This is a genomic window from Micromonospora parva, assembly GCF_000718515.1.
GTDB classification, from domain to species: Bacteria; Actinomycetota; Actinomycetes; order Mycobacteriales; family Micromonosporaceae; genus Micromonospora; species Micromonospora parva.
This window is the reverse complement of the sequence record NZ_JNZS01000004.1, coordinates 353,819-370,305: the sequence shown is the minus strand read 5'-3', so window position 1 is coordinate 370,305 and position 16,487 is coordinate 353,819. Positions and strand designations below refer to the sequence as shown.

Here is a 16,487-nt window from a genome sequence, read left to right as displayed (position 1 = left end):
ACCGGCGGTGACCTGAGTCACACGCCGATCCGCCGGGTCGGGGGAGCGGGGTCAGGACTGGACGGTGACCGGCACGACCTTCAGCGAGCTGTCACCGTTGCGGAACTCCAACACCCCGACGTAACGCTGCCCCGGGGCGAGCCCGGACCAACGCAGTGTCAGGTTCGCCGTCGCGCCCGGCTGCACGCTGCGCTGCTTCGGGTCGATGGTGACCCGGCCGGTGGAGGTGCCCGGCGCGCCCGGCAGGTAGCTGGTGATGGTGTACGCGTTGGCCTCGTCCTTGATGTTCTCGGTGAACTCCTGCTCGACGACCACGATGTAGTCACCGGCACCGTCGGGCAGGGCGACCTTCGCGCCGATCCGGGTGCTGGCAGTGGCGGTGACGAACTTCCCGGACTTGTCGTAGACGTTGAGGCTGAACTCGGTGCACTCCATCACGCCCTCCTCGTCCTCCCAGTCGATGTGGGAGCAGGTGGGCCGTGCCGACGTCACGTGGATCTCCGGGCTGCGGGTGCCGGCCGGTACGTGCAGGGTGGTCCGGCTGATCGACGCGGGCAGCGGCACCGGCAGGTTGTTCGACGTGCTCCAGTCCCAGCTCGGCCCGTCGCCCTTCAGGGTCACTGTGGTGCTGGTACCCGAGGTCAGGCCGGACAGCTGGGAGATCAGCTGACCCTTGTAGCCGGCCTCGGCGGCGATCCGGACGCTGCCGGAGGTGCCCGTGCCGGTGATGGCGTCGGGGGCGACCAGCCCGGAGTTGTGCACGACCAGCGGGCTGCGTACCGCGTGCTTGAACTGGTCGCGCCAGGTCAGCGAGCCGTCGGCCCAGGTGTCGAACGCGCCGCCGGTGTTGGTGACCTCGACGGTGAAGCGGGCGCTCTGGCCCGGACGGATCTGCATCTTCTTCGGGGTGACAGTGACCTTGTAGCCCGGCGGGGCCTGCACCGACGAGGTGTAGGTGCTGGTCTTGTCGCTGACGTTGGTGACCGTACGGGTCACGCTCTGCTTGCCGACCATCCGGCCCAGCGAGATCGACGGATAGTTGAGCTGGGCGGTGTCGATCGCACCGATCGTGTCGCAGCCGTCCAGGTCGGCGAGCCCGTAGTCGCCGCCCCGGTCGGCGGACACCCCGCACAGGTACTTGATCCAGTCCTGCTGGTTGGAGTCGTAGACCAGGCCCGGGTCGAAGGCGCTGCCCGGCTTCACCTGACCGGCGCCGTAGTTCATGGGAGTGGCGTCGTACGTGCCGATCTTGATGGGGTTGCCCTTGTCGGTGGTGTCCACCGCGCTGGTCATCAGCGCCGAGCGGACCGCCGCCGGCGACCAGTCGGGGTTCTTGGCCAGCAGCAGCGCGGCGATGCCGGCGATGTGCGGCGCGGCCATCGAGGTGCCCGACTCCAGGGCGAAGTCGTTGCCGCCGATGGACGGGGAGAACGCGGCGATGATGTCCTGACCGGGCGCGCTGATGTCCGGCTTGAGCAGCTCACCGGCGTTCAGGTTCGACGGGCCCGCCGAGGAGAACGCGGCGACGGCGGGAGCCTCGACCGTCTCCAGCTTGCTCGGCGAGATGGCCGCCGTGGCGTTGCCCTTGCCGACGTACGCGGTGACAGTGGCCAGGTCGACCTCGTTGATGTGCACTGTCGGCACGGCCTGCACGTCGGCGTTCAGGGAGTTCAGCTCTTCGTTGTACAGCACCATGCCGACCCCGCCGGCCCGCGCCACCTCGATGCTCTTGTCGGTACGCGGGATCTCGCCGCGCAGGCAGAGCACGATCGCGCCCTTGACCTTGGCCGGGTCCAACGTGTCGTCGGCGCAGAGGCCGGCACCGTAGGCGCCGTCCGGGTCGACCGCGCTGTCCTTCGCGAAGACCAGGCGGGCCGGCCCGACGCCGGTCTCGCCCATGCCCACACCGGCGATGGTGGTGCCGTCGCCGAGGGTGAGCGTGCGGGTGTTCTGCCGGTCGGTGGTGCTCGCGGCCACAGTGGTCAGCCACGGCGTCGAGTTGTCGACGGTGTTGGCGAACGGGCCGGAGTTGCCGGCGGCGGCGGCGACGAAGACCCCGGCGGCGGCCGCGTTGAAGAACGTCGCGTCGACGGCACCGAAGCGCTCGGTGTCGTCACCGATCGAGTAGTTGATCACGTCGACGCCGTCCGCGACCGCGTCGTCGATGGCGTGCACGATGTCGATGTCGGTGCCGGTCGCTCCGCCCGCACCGTTGTCGTACAGCGCCTTGTAGATCGCCAATCGCGCGGCCGGCGCCATGCCGGAGATCATGCCCAGGTCCTGGTTGCCCGACGTCGCCCGCACGCCGTGGATGCCGGCGGCGGTGCTGGCGGTGTGGGTGCCGTGGCCGTTGCGGTCGCGCGGCGAGGAGTAGTCGTCCGGGAACGCGTCGGCGATGCCACTGTCGTTGTACCAGCGTGCCCCGATCACCTTGTTGTTGCAGGTCACCGGTGCTTCGACGCCAACGTCGCAGGTGCCCTTCCACTTGGCGTCGATGACGGCCTGGTCGGGGCGCGGGCTGGGCAGCGGGGCGAAGCTCGCGCTCTCCGGCCAGTAGCCGCTGTCGATGACCCCGATGATCACGCCCTCACCCGCGTGGGGGTCGCCGCCGAACTCCTTGTCCCACACCCCGCCCTTGCCGGTCAGGCCCAGGTAGTCGGGGGTGTGTGCGGTGGCGGCGTGCACCTTCTGGCTCTCGTACACCGCGCGGACACCCTTGGTGGCGCGCAGCCGGGCGGCCTGCGGCCCGGTCAGGTCGGCGGCGAAGCCGTTGAACGCGGTCTCCATGGTGACGCGGGTGCGCTCGGCGGGCACGCCGACCCGGTCCAGCACCGACTTGCGCTGCTGGCGCAGGTGGTTCCGGTACGCGTTGGCGTTCCCGGACGTACGGTTCAGCTTCGCCCCGTCGACCGGCTTGGTGGCGGCGATCCCGGGAACCCCGCCGGTGTAGGTGGCGAGTGGCTCCTCGGCGAGCTGGACGAGGTAGCGGGCGGTCGGTCCACTGCTTGCCGGCGCGGCGGTGGCGCTGGCGGGCAGGCTGGTCAGGCCGGCCGCGGTCAGCGCCACGGCGGCCAGCATGCTGACCCCGTGCCTGGCCCGTCCGGTCCGATGGGTGTTCGGTTGTGGCACGTCGTTGCCTCCACGTTCGGTGCCGGCCGCCACGACTGATGACGGTGGCCGAAACCTAGGATCGGCACCGATCATCGAGAAGCACTCGTAACCTGGCCGTCATCTTGGAAACAAGCTCGTAACACAACGGGTACTTTGCGCGTCATTTAGGAACGTCGACGTGGGTGATCTGTGCCATTTGGTCGGTTGCCCGTGCCGAAGTCCACCACAGACTTGGCGAGGCAACAGTGACCAGCGCCGGACCGTGGAACGAGCGACGCGACAGGCCCCGACGTGCCAACACTGGTCCGCGCCTGGCGGCTGGCGACACCCTGAACCAGCGGGTGACGCATCATCGCTGCCGTGGACCGAGCGCGTGTTCCTTGCCACCACAGCACGTCTCCTCTGGCCCGGAGCACGTGCCGATGGTTGTTCGGCTTGGAGGGTCGGGTCAGTCGGCCGCTCTTATGTTCGTCGGTGGTAGTGGTTGCGGCGGGGGAGTTGTTCGGGGTCGAGCCAGGCGGGTGGGGTGAATTCGGGGTGGCCGTCGGCGGCGAGTCGCACGGTCCAGTCGCTGTGGTGGATGTGGCGGTGGTGGTGGCCGCAGAGCAGGACGGCATTGTCGAGGTTGGTGGTGCCGCCGTCGGCCCAGTGGTGGATGTGGTGGGCGTGGCACCAGCGGGGTGGGCGGTCGCAGCCGGGGAAGGCGCAGCCGTGGTCGCGTAGGACGAGGGCGCGTCGGAGGGGGCCGGTGATGAGGCGGCGTTGTCGGCCGAGGTCGAGGACTTGGCCGGTGCTGTCGAGGACGGCGGGCAGGATGGTGGCGTCGCAGGCGAGGCGTCGCACGGTGTCGGGGGTGAGGTGCGCGCCGGTGTCGAGCGCACCGCGAGACAGCTGCCGGGTCAACTCGTCGTAGCTGGTGGTGACGACGATGTGGGCGGGGTCGCCGCCGTGTTCGGGCAGGTCGCCGGTGCGCAGGGCGAGGCGGCAGATGTCGGCGAGGGCGTCGTGGCGGCGTTGTCCGGCGGAACGGGAGTCGTCGGGGCCGGAGGGTGCACTGAGGGGGTCGATGGCGGCGCGCAGGAGGCCGGCGGTTTCGGTGTCGAGGGTGGCGGTGAGTCGCAGGCGGCCGTCGGTCTGTTCGGAGAGGGTGACGTGGCGGTCGCGGGTGGCGCGGCGGGCGTCGGCGTCGAGGGCGGCGTGGGCGGCGGCGTCGGCGAGGTCGGGGGCGACGTGGTCGAGGATGCGGGTGCCGAGCTTGCGCAGCAGAGTGGGGTCGAACTGCCCGGCCCAGCCGACCAGCACACCAACCGCCTTGTCGCCGGCCTCTGCACCGGCGGTGGTGTGCACGGTGTCGACCGTGTCGGCGATGACCCGGGCCTGGTCGAGGGTGACGCGTCCGTCGGTGAGCGCTTGTCGTACCCCGGGGTTGCCGGTGTCGAGTGCGGTGGCGAGGTCGACGAGGCGGCGGGCGACCGTGATGGTGAGTCGCAGTCGCTCGCGCAGCCACACCGTGGTGGAGGAGGCACCCTGCGCGTGGGGCGTGCCCCGGCCGTCGAGCTCACGGATCAGGGCCAGCTTCACGGCGGCGAGACGTTGCTCCAAGCGGTGCGCGGCGTCGAGCGCGGCGATCAAATCCTGCTCGGAAAGGGCCCAGGCGGCGGCGTCCACGCACGCGGCGACCGCGTCGTCTGCCTGCGCCAACTCCTCGACCATGACCCGACACTAGAACAGGTGTACGACAATTTCAGTCATCATGATCGATTGGCTGGGCAGCGACCGACGGCGGGCTGGCCGGGCTGCTGCGGCTGACAGGCGCGCGACCGGGTGTCGCGGCGACGCCGGTCCCGCCCATGGTCCCGGAGGCGACACCGGTCCCGCCCATGGTCCCTGAGCGACGGCGCCGGTTCGGCCGTGACCCGCGTGTCAGTCGCGCCGGACGAGACCAGGGCCGGCGGTGATGTCGATGTCGCCGTCTGCGATGTCGTGGCCGGCGGCGCAGCGGAGCACCGCGCGGATCGGTTCGCCGCAGTCGTGGTGGGTGGCGATGACCGACGGGCCGGTGTCGGTGGCGGCCCAGGTGTCGCCCCAGTTGCGCAGTGCGGTGATGACCGGCAGGAGGGCGCGGCCCTTGCTGGTGAGTTGGTACTCGTGGCGGGTGCGCTGCCCGGGCTCGCGGTAGGGGATTCGTTCGAGCAGGTCGGCGGCGACCATTTCCTTGAGTCGGGCGGCCATGGCGGGCTCGCCGACGCCGACCCGGCGGACGAAGTCGTCGAAGCGGCGCGTGCCGAGCAGGGCCTCGCGCATGATCAGGACCGTCGACCTGCTGCCCACGATGTCCATCGCCCGGGCCACCGAGCAGTTCTCGCTCGTCCAGGAATCGCGATCGTCTCGTAGGTCCTTCATGCCGTCCAGCGTACCTGACTTGCGTTAGGGCTAGCCAGGTGCTTCACTGGGTCGCGCTGACTTCAGCATACGCAAGCCAGCCCATCAGCCTGAAGGATCTTCAGTGACCACCAGCACCGCAACCCCGATCCCACCCGGCGCGGCAGCACCCGGGCCGGCAGCTACTGCCCGCTCATCTCTGCGCGGCTCCCGCGCGGTGACCCTGATCGCCATGTGCCTGGGCGCGATGATCACGTTCCTGCAGATCACCGCGACGGTCTCCGCGCTGACCACGATCCAGCGGGACCTGCGGGTAGACCCGACCACGCTGGTCTGGATCCCCAGCGCCTACACCCTGATGGTGGCGAGCGTCGTGCTCTCCGCGGCCACCCTGGGCAGCCGGTACGGGCGCAGGCGAATGTTCGCCGCCGGGGTCGTCGCGATGATCGTCGGCGCGGCCGTCGTGGCCAGCGCTCCGACCGTCGGCTGGGTGATCGCCGGGCAGTTGGTCGCCGGCCTTGGTGGCGCCCTGATCCTGCCGAACAGCCTGGCGATCCTCGGTGCGACCTTCACCGACCCGCACCGCCGGACCGAGGTCATCACCGCGTGGTCGGCGGCGTCCGGCATCGGGCTCGCGATCGGCCCGCTGATCGCCGGTGCCCTGCTGCAGCACTACCAGTGGCACAGCGTCTACCTGTCGACGATCGCGCTGGGCCTGGTCACCCTCGTCGTCGCCGTCGTCGGAGTGGCTGAGTCCCGGCCGAGCGCCGCCCGGCTCGACGTGCCCGGCCTGCTGCTGGGCACCGTCGCGATCGCGGCCGCCGTCTACGCGCTGATCCAGGGCGGCAAGGTCGGCTACACCAGCCCCGTGGTGTCGACGGCCTGGGTCGTCGCGGTCGTCGCACTTGTCGCGTTCGTGCTGGTCGAGCTGCGGACCAGCGCGCCGATGCTCGACGTACGGCTGTTCCGGTCCGCGTCGTTCAGCGCTGTCATGGTCGTCGGTGCGGTGTCGCTGTTCGGTTTCACCGGCGTGGCGATCCTGCTGGTCCTCTTCCACGAGCGTGCCCAGGCGCTCAGCCCGCTGGACACCGGCTGGCGGATGCTCGTGCTCTTCGGTGTTTACGTGCTGGTCGCCTTCGGCGCCGGGCGGGCGATCCGTCGTACCGGATTCAAGGCGCCACTGACCCTCGGCCTGGTCCTCGGTGCGGTGGCCAGCTTCGCGCTGGCGAACCAGGGGCCGGACACGTCGTTCGGTCACCGCTGGGCGTTGTTCGCGTTGTTCGGCGGGGCCAGCGCGCTGGTGGTGGCCCCGGCGACCGCGGCGGCCCTGGCCAGCGTCGCGCCCGCCCAGGCCGGGATGGCCTCCGGCGCGGTCAACGCGGCGCGCCAGGTCGGCTCGGTGCTCGGCTCGTCCCTGCTCGGCACGCTGCTCACCACCACGATGGTGGCCGACCTGCCGGGCCGGCTCGCCGCACACCAGGTCGACGAACCCACCCGGAGCGCCGTGCGGGCGGCGGTGGCCTCCGGGACCAACGGCGACCAGCCACTACCCGACCCGGTGCGGGCGGCGATCGCGGAGGCGCTGACCTCCGGAGTCCAGGCCGGGCTGCGGATCAACGGCGTCGTCTTCCTCGTCGCCGCCGTGCTCGCGCTCACCCTCATCCGCAACCGGCCGCACCAGCACTAGGGCCGGGCGCGTCGGCCCGCCGTCGTGCGCGCCGGTCACCGCTGCGGCGGGGCCGTCCGGGTGGGAATGTGCTCGTAGCGCTTGCGCATGGTCTCGCTGGCGGCCGGGCCGGCGGCGAACACGAAGGTGGCGTCGTCGAGCGGGCGACCGGTGTTGCTGTCGACGAGCACCGGATCGGCCTCCACCCCGGTGGCCCGGTCGACGAGGATCATGCTGCGCTCGCTCGGATCGAGGCGTGAGTTGCCCCAGGCCGCGAGGGCGACGATGACCGGCCGCAGGCTGCGGCCGAGGTCGGTGAGGACGTACTCGTAGCGGTCCGGTCTGGTCTGGTAGCGGCGACGTTCCAGCAGCCCCTGGCCGGTGAGGGTCTTCAGCCGGCTGGTCAGGATGCTGGACGAGACGCCCAGGTTGGCCTGGAACTGATCGAAGCGGGTGTAGCCGTCGAAGGCGTCGTGCAGGATCAGCAGCGTCCACCACTCGCCCACGTGGCCCAGCGCACTGGACAACGGACATTCGCGGTCCGCCAAGCGGATCTTTCCGGCCACAACCGTGCCCTCTCCCGAGTAGGTGCTACTGTCGAAGTCAGTAGGTTCTGTTTCAGAAGTAACCATACGACGGGCCCTCGGCGACGTCGGAGAGGGACGGGAGACCATGACTGCCACCCAGGCCGCACCAGCCATCATTCGCCGCTACTTCGCGCTCGCCGGCCAGCCCGACTCCGAGGACTACTTCGCTCTCTTCGCCGAGGACGCCGTGGTCGAGGACGAGTCGAACGAGTACCGGGGCATCGAGGCCATCCGTCAGTGGCGCCGTGCTGTGCCGCTGGTGTCGTACGAGATCACCGACGTCGAGGAGACTCCCGCCGGCACCGTGGTGACCGCCACGATCACCGGCGACTTCCCCGGCAGCCCGTTCGCCGGCCTCCGGTACCGCTTCAGCGACTACGACGACAGCGCGATCCGGATGCTGCGCATCGCGCCCTGACTGCTGAGCGGCGAACTTGACGACACTTGTTTGTGAGCGCACGCTTACAAACATGCGATCGACCGCCGAGGCCCGCCGGGTCACCGTCCTGAACACCGCGGTGTCGGTGTTCGCGCGCGCCGGCTTCCACGCCACCCCGGTCACCGCCGTGGCCGCCGCCGCCGGCATCTCCGAGGCGTACGTCTTCCGGCTCTTCGCCGGAAAGCTCGGGTTGTTCGTGGCGGCGGCCGGAGCGTGTTTCGACCGGATCGCCGAGGCGATCGAGGCGGGCGCCGAGCGTGCCACGGGCGACAGTCCGGAAGAGATCCTCGACACCATGGGCGGTGCGTACGCGGAGCTGATCGCCGATCGCGACCTGCTGCTCTTCCAGGTGCAGGCGCAGGCGGTCACGGACATCCCGGAGGTCGCCGAGGCGGTGCGGGCCGGCTACCGGCGGGTCGCCACCTTCGTGCAGGATCGGGCCGGTGCCAGCGACGCGCAGGTGCAGCAGTTCTTCGCGTACGGCCAGTTGTGCCATCTGATCGTGACCGCCGGCCTGGAGCAGGTCCCGGAGCCCTGGGCTCGTGCCCTGACCGCCGGCATTCGCCACCCCTGACCAACCCGCTGTCGGGCCGCTACGGCGGCCCACTCTTCGGCCTCGACAAGTGTGTGAGTGCACACTTACAAACAAAGGAGAATCCGATGACGACCGACGCGATGATCACCGAAGTGGTGCTGCCCGGCGTGGTGGAGCCCGACGGACTCCAGCTGCGCCGACGCCCGATGCCCGTCCCCGGCCGGGGGCAGGCGCTCGTCCAGGTCGAGGCGACCGGCATCTCGTTCGCCGAGCAGCAGATGCGCCGCGCGCTCTACCCCGGCCAGCCGAAGTTCCCGTTCGTGCCCGGCTACGACCTCGTCGGCACCGTCCGGGCGGTCGGTCCCGGCGGTGACCACGCCCTGGTCGGCGCGCGGGTGGCGGCGGTCACCAAGACCGGTGGCTGGGCCACCCACGCGCTGGTCGACCTCGACGCCCTGACCCCCGTACCGACCGGCCTGGACCCCGTCGCGGCCGAGACCGTCGTCGTCAACGGGGTGACCGCCTGGCAGATGCTGCGCGACGCCGACTTGACGGCCGGGCAGACCATCCTCGTGCACGGCGCGAACGGCGGCGTCGGGAGCGTGCTCGTCCAGCTCGGCCGGCACCTCGGGCTGCGGGTCATCGGCACCGCTGCCGTACGACACCACGCCGGCCTGCGTGAACTCGGCGTCGAACCGCTCGACTACCGCGACCCGGACATGGCCGCCCACGTTCGCGAGCTGTCGCCGGGTGGCGTCGACGCCGTCTTCGACCCGGTCGCGGGCCCGGGCGTCCGCACCTCATACGCCCTGCTCGCCCCGGGCGGCAAGCTGGTCGTCTACGGCAACGCGGCAGCCGTGGGCACCGGGCAGTCGGTCATCTGGATCTTCGTGAAGCTGTTAACCCGCCTCTACACCTGGAACGCGCTGCCCAACGGTCACCGGGCTGGCTTCTACAACTTCTGGGCCGGTCAGCTCACCCGCCGTACCGCGTTCCGCCGTCGCCTGCGCACCGACCTCGGCACCGTGCTCGACCTGCTGCGACGGGGAGTGATCGTGCCGCAGATCGCCGCCCGCTACCCGCTCGACGAGGTCTCCGCCGCGCTGGTGTTCGCCGAGGCGCGCAGCCGGGCCGGCAAGGTGGTGCTGGAGCCATGATCACCGACTACGTCGAGGGCATCGGTGGTTCGGGCGGCCTTCCGTGGGCCCGGATGCTGTCGGTGACGGCTACTCCGGCGAGCACCAGGGTCGCGGCGAGGCCGGCCACCAGTGCCGGGGTGAGTATCAGGACGGGTCCGACGACCGCCAGCGCAAGCAGCGCGAGCAGTCGAGACGGTGAGACGCGGCTGAACACCTCGTACTCGAACCGAGCGCGTCCAAGCAGGAACAGCGCGAGCCCGCCGAGGAGGACGCCGGCCAGCCACGGCGACGTCTCCCCGGCAGGCTCGCTGATGATGGCTTCGAAGCTGGCGGAGGCGGCCACGACGCCGCCCACCATGAGTAGGTGGGTGTTGGGCGCGGACCGTACGAACCCACCCGGGTCCCGGGAAGCCTCGATGGCGGCTTTCAGCAGGGACCCGGCGCGGTGGACGTAGATCTGCCACAGGAGGACGGTCGCGGCGAACCCGACCAGGAGTGCCGCCGTCCGCTCGATGGTCAGGTCGTGGGTGGCGTAGGTCAGGGTGATGACGAGGATGAGATCGCCGAGAGCGAGCGTGAAGATCTGCTGGTAACGCTCCGCCAAGTGGTCGGCCGCCACCGCGTAGTGAGGTGTGGGTAGGCGACCGATCCGCGGAGTGGGGTAACGAAGCCAGGCGGCCGCGTAGTCGACGGCGAGCGCAGCGGTCCACAGCAGGCCCCGGGCCGGGCCGCTGACGAAGGCGCCGACGAGCCACGGTACGGCGGACACCGCGAACCAGAACATGAACCGACTGGAGCGTTGCTGCTCCATCCGGCCGCCCAGCGCGACGACGAGAAAGGTGCCGCGTCCCACCTGGACCGCCACGTACGCGCCCGCGAAGATCAGGCCGTGCTCGGCGAAGGCGCCGGGCAGCGCCCCGGCCATCAGGATCGTTCCGAACATGACCCAGAGCGTCACAGCGAAGATCGAGGATCGGTTGAGGTGTTGGAGTTCGGTAGCCAGCGCGCTAGCCGCCCAGACCCACCAGATGGCCGTCAACAGCACCACGGTCTCGAAGACGCCGACCCAGTCGAGACGCTGTGCCAGTGTCCGTGACGTCAGGGCCAGCGCGGCGACGAACACCAGATCGAGGAAGAGCTCCAGCAGGGTCGCCCGCTGGGGCCCCTCATCCTCGCGGGTCAGCCCTACCGCTTGGTCGGTCGTCATCAGGTGCCCGCCTACGTGCTCCGGACCCTCATGCTAGTGAGATTCCGGCAGTAACTCGGGCAAAGCCGCTGGGACAGCCTCCTTGAGGTGCCGGATCCATCCCGCCGGGTGGCACCTTCCGAGCGCCCCGACTGCCCGTGCGTGTGCAGCCCCACGTCACGAGGCGTACGGTGGACATGTCGCCCGGGGCCCCGGTGGCCGTCAGACGCCGTCGCCACCAGCCCATCAGGGGCGTTACCGAACGTCATCCCCGTCGCCGCGACTCGCTGGTCGTGTTGACCGATCGCCGACCACATCCCGGCCGTCGGTTCCGCCCGTCGTCGCGGTTGGAACGGTTGGTGGTCCGGATCCGACCGCGCGTGCACACCACTGTCCGTGCGAATGATCGTTTTAAACACCTCAACCAGGGGAGCACCAGATGAGGATCGCCAGAGACAGGATCGTCACCGCACTTCGCGACCGGGGGCAGCAGGCACGGGCCGACTGGGTCGAGCGCGAGCTGCCGGAGCGCGTCGACCCGGCCAAGCACACCGGGCTGCTCGCCACCCTGAACCTCAACCCAGCTGATCTCGTCGACGCGTCCTCCCCTTGAGGATTGCGCTGCTCGGACCGGTCGCCTGGCGTACGCCCCCGCACCACTACGGCCCGTGGGAGCAGGTGACCGGCCTGCTCGCCGAGGGGCTGGTCAGGCGCGGGATCGACGTGACGCTCTTCGCGACACTGGACTCCGTCACCTCCGCCCAGCTCGACGGCGTCTGCCCACGGGGGTACGCGGACGACCCGGACCTGGACGGTCGGGTGTGGGAGGCGATGCACGTCTCCCACGCGATGGCCCGTTCGGCGCAGTTCGACGTGGTGCACAGTCACCTGGACTGGCTGCCGCTGGCGTTCGCGGAACACTGCCGCGCGCCGCTGCTGACCACAGTGCACGGCTTCTCCGGGGCGGGGATCCTGCCCGCCTATGGCCGCGCCCGCTCGTCGTACGTGTCGATCTCCGACGCCGACCGGGCGCCGGAGCTCGACTACGTGGCCACTGTGTATCACGGCGTCGACGTCGCCGGCCTGCCGTTCACCAGCGAGGCCGGTCCTGGGCTGGCCGCCTTCGGCCGGATCCACAGGGACAAGGGCACCCACACCGCGATCGAGATCGCCCGCCGCGCCGGCCGAACCCTGACGATTTGCGGGATCGTGCAGGACGAGCGGTACTTCGCCGAAGAGGTCGCCCCGCACATCGACGGCGACCAGGTCGTCTTCCTCGGGTCGGTGGGCCCGCGACGGCGTGCCGAGGTGCTGGGTGGCAGCACCGCGCTGTTGCACCCGATCGCCTTCGACGAGCCGTTCGGGCTGTCGGTGGTGGAATCGATGGTCTGTGGCACGCCGGTCGTCGCCTATCGGCGGGGGTCCATGCCCGAGGTCGTCGACGAGGGAGTGACGGGTCTCCTCGTCTCCACCGTCGACCAGGCCGTCGAGGCGATCAGCCAGGCTGCCGACCTCGACCGGGTGAAGTGTCGGGCGCGGGCTCTGGAGCGCTTCAGCGCGGAACGGATGGTCACCGACTATCTCGCCGTCTACGACAAGCTCCTCCTCACCTGACTGAGCCGCACCGCTCTCCGTTCCGCCGGTCACACACGCTGACCGGCGTGCGCCGTTCCCGCGTGAGGCTCACCGCGTACTCCTGCGGTGGCCGACTACCGGAAGGCCCGACGTACATGCCCAGCTACGGATTCCTCAGCACCCACCCACCGACCCGGTGCGGACTGGCCACCTTCAACGCGTCCCTCGCCGCTCAGCTGACTGCCGACGGCACCCTTGGTGGCATCGTCCGCGTCACCGATCACGGCGACGACCAGCGGCCCGCGCCCGGGGTGGTGCACACCTGGTCGGCGCGTGACCCGGCCGGCTGGCGGGAGGCGGCGGCCGCGCTGAACGCGTACGACGTGGCGATCGTCCAGCACGAGTACGGCATCTACCCCGGCGCCGACGGCGAGGAGGTCCTGCCGTTGCTGCGGCGGCTGAGCGTGCCGAGCATCGTGGTTCTGCACACCGTGCTCCGTCAGCCCTCGGCTCGGCAGAAATCCCTGTTGGAGCAGATCGTGGCGACCGCCGGAGCGGTGGTCACGATGACCGACACAGCCCGCGACCGGCTGCTCGTCGGGTACGCCGTGCCGGCGGGCAAGGTGACGGTGATTCCGCACGGCGCGGCCGAGCTTGCCGGTGTACCCGTCGACAGGCGTACCCGCCCGCACCTGCTGACCTGGGGTCTGCTCGGGCCGGGCAAGGGCATCGAGTGGTCGTTGCGGGCCCTCGCGCGGTTGCAGGACCTGGAACCGACTCCGACCTACACGGTGGCCGGGCGGACCCACCCGAAGGTGATCGAGCACCACGGTGAGGCGTACCGGGCGGGGCTGCACCAGCTCGGTGCCCAGCTGGGCGTCGCGCACGCCGTCGACTACCAGGACGTCTACCACGACCAGGAGGCGCTGGGCCGCCTGATCCGCTCCGCGGACGTGGTCGTCCTGCCCTACGACTCCCGCGAACAGGTCACCTCCGGCGTACTCATCGAAGCGGTGGCCGCCGGGGTGCCCGTCGTGGCGACGGCGTTCCCGCACGCCGTCGAACTGCTGACCGGTGGGCCCGGTCTGGTCGTACCCCACCAGAACCCGGCGGCACTGGCCAAGGCGATCCGACGGGTCCTGATCGAACCGGGCCTGGCCGCCCGGTTGGCCGGGCGGGTGCGTCCGCTGGCCGCGCACCTGCGTTGGCCTGCGGTAGCGGCCCGCTACGGCGCCCTCGCCGACGAGCTCGTCGAGGCCCGCTCTCCCGCCGTCAGCGCCGTGCCGGCGTGACGGCGACCACCGGGCGCCCCCGGACCTCGACGGTTGGGCGCTGGGTGACGGCACCCGCGCCGAGCTTCGCGCACCTGGCTCGGCTGAGCGACGACACCGGTCTGTTCGAGCACGCACGGCACGCCATCGTCCGGCGTGAGCATGGTTACTGCACCGACGACGTGGCGCGTGGCCTGGTGGTCGTCAGCCGTGAGCCGGAGCCGAGCGAGGAACTGCTCCGGCTGGCGGAGCGGTACCTCGCGTTCCTGACCCACGCGCAGGACGACGGCGGCGCGTTCCGCAACCGGCTCGGGCACGACCGGCGTTGGGTCGACGAACCAGGGCTCGGCGACTGGTGGGGTCGAGCTCTGTGGGGCCTGGGCACGGCCGTCGCCCGCAGCCCCGCCGCATGGGTACGCGAGGAGGCGCTTGTCGCCTTCAGCCGGGGCGCCACCCGGCGGACGAAGGCCCCGCACACGATGGCCTTCGCCGGTCTGGGCGCGGCCGAGGTGCTTCGTCGTCACCCCGGCCACGTCGCCGCCGCGTCCCTGCTGGCGGACGCGGCCAGCACGATCGGCCCGCCGGCCCCCGATCGCGGGTGGCCGTGGCCCCGGCAGGAGCTGACGTACGCCAACGCCGCCCTCGCCGAAGTGGTCATCGCCGCGAGTCAGCTTCGCGAGGGTGGCCCGCCCCTCGACGACGGCCTGCGCATGTTGACCTGGCTGCGCGATGTCCAGCTCCGCGATGGCCGGCTGTCTGTCGTACCCGCCGGGGGCTGGCGGCGCGGCGCCGTACGGCTGCACCACGACCAGCAGCCGATCGAGGTCGCCGCCTTCGCCGACGCCTGCGCCACGGCGGCCGTGGTCACCGGCGACCCGGTGTGGGACGACGGGGTGCGGCAGGCGGTCGGGTGGTTCCTCGGCGACAACGACCTCGGCACGCCGATGTGGGATCCCGCGACCGGCGGTGGCTACGACGGGCTGACCTCGCACGGGCCCAACCTCAACCAGGGTGCCGAGTCCACCCTCGCGCTCGTCTCCACCCTGCAGCACGCCCGGCGGTGGTCGTGACCCGGAGTCTGGCCGTCCGGCAGGACGTCACCCTCACCCCGGACCCACGCCGCGTCATCGTCAAGCTCTTCGTCCCGGGCGAGGACGCCGCTGTGGTACGGACCCGCGCGCAGGCGCTCATCGACCGGGTCGCGCACCTCGACGACGAGGAGACCGCCCGGCTGCTGCGGGACACCCTCGACCGGTTCGGCGCCCGGCACCGCGACCTGGCCGGCACCTTCCACCACCACTACGACCTGGTCCGGCACCGCGCCGCGCAGGCCCGCGACCTCTCGCCGAACAGCCGGCTGCTGGTGGGCGCCTACTTCAGCCACGAGTACGCCGTCGAGGCCGCCGCCCTGTGCAACCCATCGATGGTGGCCCACCCGGACCAGACCGATCTCGGCCCCGGGCAGCTGCGCGTCGCCATCAGCCTGCGCCAGATCGGGGAGGGCCACGTGTCCTCGATCGGTTTCGCCTCCGCGATCGTCGGACCGGGGGACCGGCTCACGATCGCCGATCGGACCGGGCCGTTGGCCGTCGGGCAACGGACGGGCGTACGGTACCGCCGAGACCTGCTCGTTGCCGGCCTGGCCGAGAAGGACTGCGACAACGAGGTCGCAGCCACGGTGCTGGACGCGTTGCCCGAGTGGTACGACGAGGTCGCCTTCGAGCGGGTGCTCGGCAACCTGCCACCGGATCTGCTCTCCCGCAGCACCGGGTTGGGGACCGTCGAACAACTGCGTCGTACCAACGCCGGTAGCTACGCCACGGCCTTCCCCGCGGACACGGTCCTGCACCAACGGGTGCTGTGGCCAGCCACCCCGGCGGAGAGCAACGGCATGGAGGACGCCCGGTTCGTCCGCTTCGTCGACGAATCCGGGCCGGTGTACCGGGCCACCTACACCGCCTACGACGGCCGGACCATCGCCACCCGCGCGCTGGCCAGCGACGACCTGCGCCGGTTCGAGATGACTCCGATGCGCGGGCCGGGTGCCCGGAACAAGGGGCTGGCGCTGTTCCCGCGCACCGTCGGCGGTCGGCACCTGGCACTGTGCCGTGCCGACGGCGAGACCATCGGCCTGACCGCTCTGGACGGCGAGCACCGCTGGCAGGCACCGACCCCGCTGCACGCACCGGGCGAGAGCTGGGAGTTGATCCAGGTCGGCAACTGCGGATCACCGATCGAGACCGACGTCGGCTGGCTCGTGCTCACCCACGGTGTCGGGCCGATGCGTCGGTACGCCATCGGTGCGCTCCTGCTCGACCTGCACACCCCGGAGCGGGTCGTCGCCCACCTGCCCGGCGCGCTTCTCGCACCCGACGAGGACGACCGGGACGGGTACGTGCCGAACGTCGTCTACTCCTGCGGCGCGCTCGTGCACGACGGTGAGCTGTGGGTGCCGTACGGCGCGAGTGACGCGCGGGTGGGATTCGCCGCCGTGCCGCTGTCCGCGCTCCTCAGCGCGATGGTCGAGGCCCCACCATCAGGCAACCGGCACGGATGAGCACCGGTGGTGCTGCCCCGGCGGCGGGTGAGTCACCGC

14 protein-coding genes are annotated in these 16,487 nt (G+C 71.0%); 9 read left to right on the top strand and 5 right to left on the bottom strand.

Annotated elements, in window-relative coordinates; translation table 11 throughout:
• Positions 1-51: 51 nt before the first annotated feature.
• The 3 genes from IF22_RS0106380 to IF22_RS0106370 all read right to left on the bottom strand — a co-directional run bounded on the left by IF22_RS0106380 (position 52) and on the right by IF22_RS0106370 (position 5,514).
• Positions 52-3,078, bottom strand: a complete 3,027-nt coding sequence (locus tag IF22_RS0106380; protein ID WP_030329454.1) for a S8 family serine peptidase — start codon at positions 3,076-3,078, stop codon at positions 52-54.
• 495 nt (positions 3,079-3,573) lie between these two features.
• A complete protein-coding gene (locus IF22_RS0106375; protein ID WP_030329451.1) occupies positions 3,574-4,824 on the bottom strand; it encodes an HNH endonuclease signature motif containing protein in 1,251 nt (416 codons plus the stop codon).
• Positions 4,825-5,034: 210 nt separating this feature from the next.
• Positions 5,035-5,514, bottom strand: coding sequence for a winged helix-turn-helix transcriptional regulator (locus IF22_RS0106370; RefSeq protein WP_030329449.1), 480 nt, complete (start codon positions 5,512-5,514; stop codon positions 5,035-5,037).
• 103 nt (positions 5,515-5,617) lie between these two features.
• On the opposite strand from IF22_RS0106370, the gene IF22_RS0106365 reads away from it, so the two are divergent.
• The gene (locus IF22_RS0106365) at positions 5,618-7,180 is read left to right on the top strand and encodes an MFS transporter (protein ID WP_051708217.1); all 1,563 of its coding nucleotides are present in this window, start codon (positions 5,618-5,620) and stop codon (positions 7,178-7,180) included.
• Positions 7,181-7,215: 35 nt separating this feature from the next.
• Here IF22_RS0106365 and IF22_RS32885 read toward each other — a convergent pair whose 3' ends face one another.
• A complete protein-coding gene (locus IF22_RS32885) occupies positions 7,216-7,686 on the bottom strand; it encodes a winged helix-turn-helix transcriptional regulator (RefSeq protein ID WP_209444498.1) in 471 nt (156 codons plus the stop codon).
• 145 nt (positions 7,687-7,831) lie between these two features.
• Here IF22_RS32885 and IF22_RS0106355 point away from each other — a divergent pair, with 145 nt between their 5' ends.
• From IF22_RS0106355 to IF22_RS0106345, 3 genes are all read left to right on the top strand, one after another.
• A complete protein-coding gene (locus tag IF22_RS0106355) occupies positions 7,832-8,164 on the top strand; it encodes a nuclear transport factor 2 family protein (protein ID WP_036410886.1) in 333 nt (110 codons plus the stop codon).
• Between the two features lie 52 nt (positions 8,165-8,216).
• Complete coding sequence (locus tag IF22_RS0106350) at positions 8,217-8,759, top strand: TetR/AcrR family transcriptional regulator (protein WP_030329441.1); 543 nt, start codon at positions 8,217-8,219, stop codon at positions 8,757-8,759.
• An 86-nt stretch (positions 8,760-8,845) separates the two neighbouring features.
• On the top strand, positions 8,846-9,877 hold the full coding sequence (locus IF22_RS0106345) for a medium chain dehydrogenase/reductase family protein (RefSeq protein ID WP_030329439.1): 1,032 nt from the start codon (positions 8,846-8,848) through the stop codon (positions 9,875-9,877).
• 7 nt (positions 9,878-9,884) lie between these two features.
• On the opposite strand, the gene IF22_RS0106340 is transcribed toward IF22_RS0106345, so the two are convergent.
• Positions 9,885-11,066, bottom strand: coding sequence for a low temperature requirement protein A (locus IF22_RS0106340; RefSeq protein ID WP_030329438.1), 1,182 nt, complete (start codon positions 11,064-11,066; stop codon positions 9,885-9,887).
• Positions 11,067-11,484: 418 nt separating this feature from the next.
• On the opposite strand from IF22_RS0106340, the gene IF22_RS35325 reads away from it, so the two are divergent.
• From IF22_RS35325 to IF22_RS0106315, 5 genes are all read left to right on the top strand, one after another.
• The gene (locus IF22_RS35325; RefSeq protein WP_167337273.1) at positions 11,485-11,658 is read left to right on the top strand and encodes a hypothetical protein; all 174 of its coding nucleotides are present in this window, start codon (positions 11,485-11,487) and stop codon (positions 11,656-11,658) included.
• Positions 11,655-12,659, top strand: coding sequence for a glycosyltransferase family 4 protein (locus tag IF22_RS0106330; protein ID WP_030329437.1), 1,005 nt, complete (start codon positions 11,655-11,657; stop codon positions 12,657-12,659). Before IF22_RS35325 ends, IF22_RS0106330 begins: the two co-directional genes overlap by 4 nt.
• A 116-nt stretch (positions 12,660-12,775) precedes the next feature.
• Positions 12,776-13,912, top strand: coding sequence for a glycosyltransferase (locus IF22_RS0106325; protein ID WP_030329436.1), 1,137 nt, complete (start codon positions 12,776-12,778; stop codon positions 13,910-13,912).
• A gap of 44 nt (positions 13,913-13,956) precedes the next feature.
• On the top strand, positions 13,957-14,961 hold the full coding sequence (locus IF22_RS0106320) for a hypothetical protein (RefSeq protein ID WP_036410884.1): 1,005 nt from the start codon (positions 13,957-13,959) through the stop codon (positions 14,959-14,961).
• Positions 14,958-16,448: a glycoside hydrolase family 130 protein gene (locus IF22_RS0106315; RefSeq protein WP_030329434.1), complete on the top strand. Its 1,491-nt coding sequence runs from the start codon at positions 14,958-14,960 to the stop codon at positions 16,446-16,448. The genes IF22_RS0106320 and IF22_RS0106315 overlap by 4 nt, the downstream gene beginning before the upstream one ends.
• Positions 16,449-16,487 lie beyond the last annotated feature (39 nt).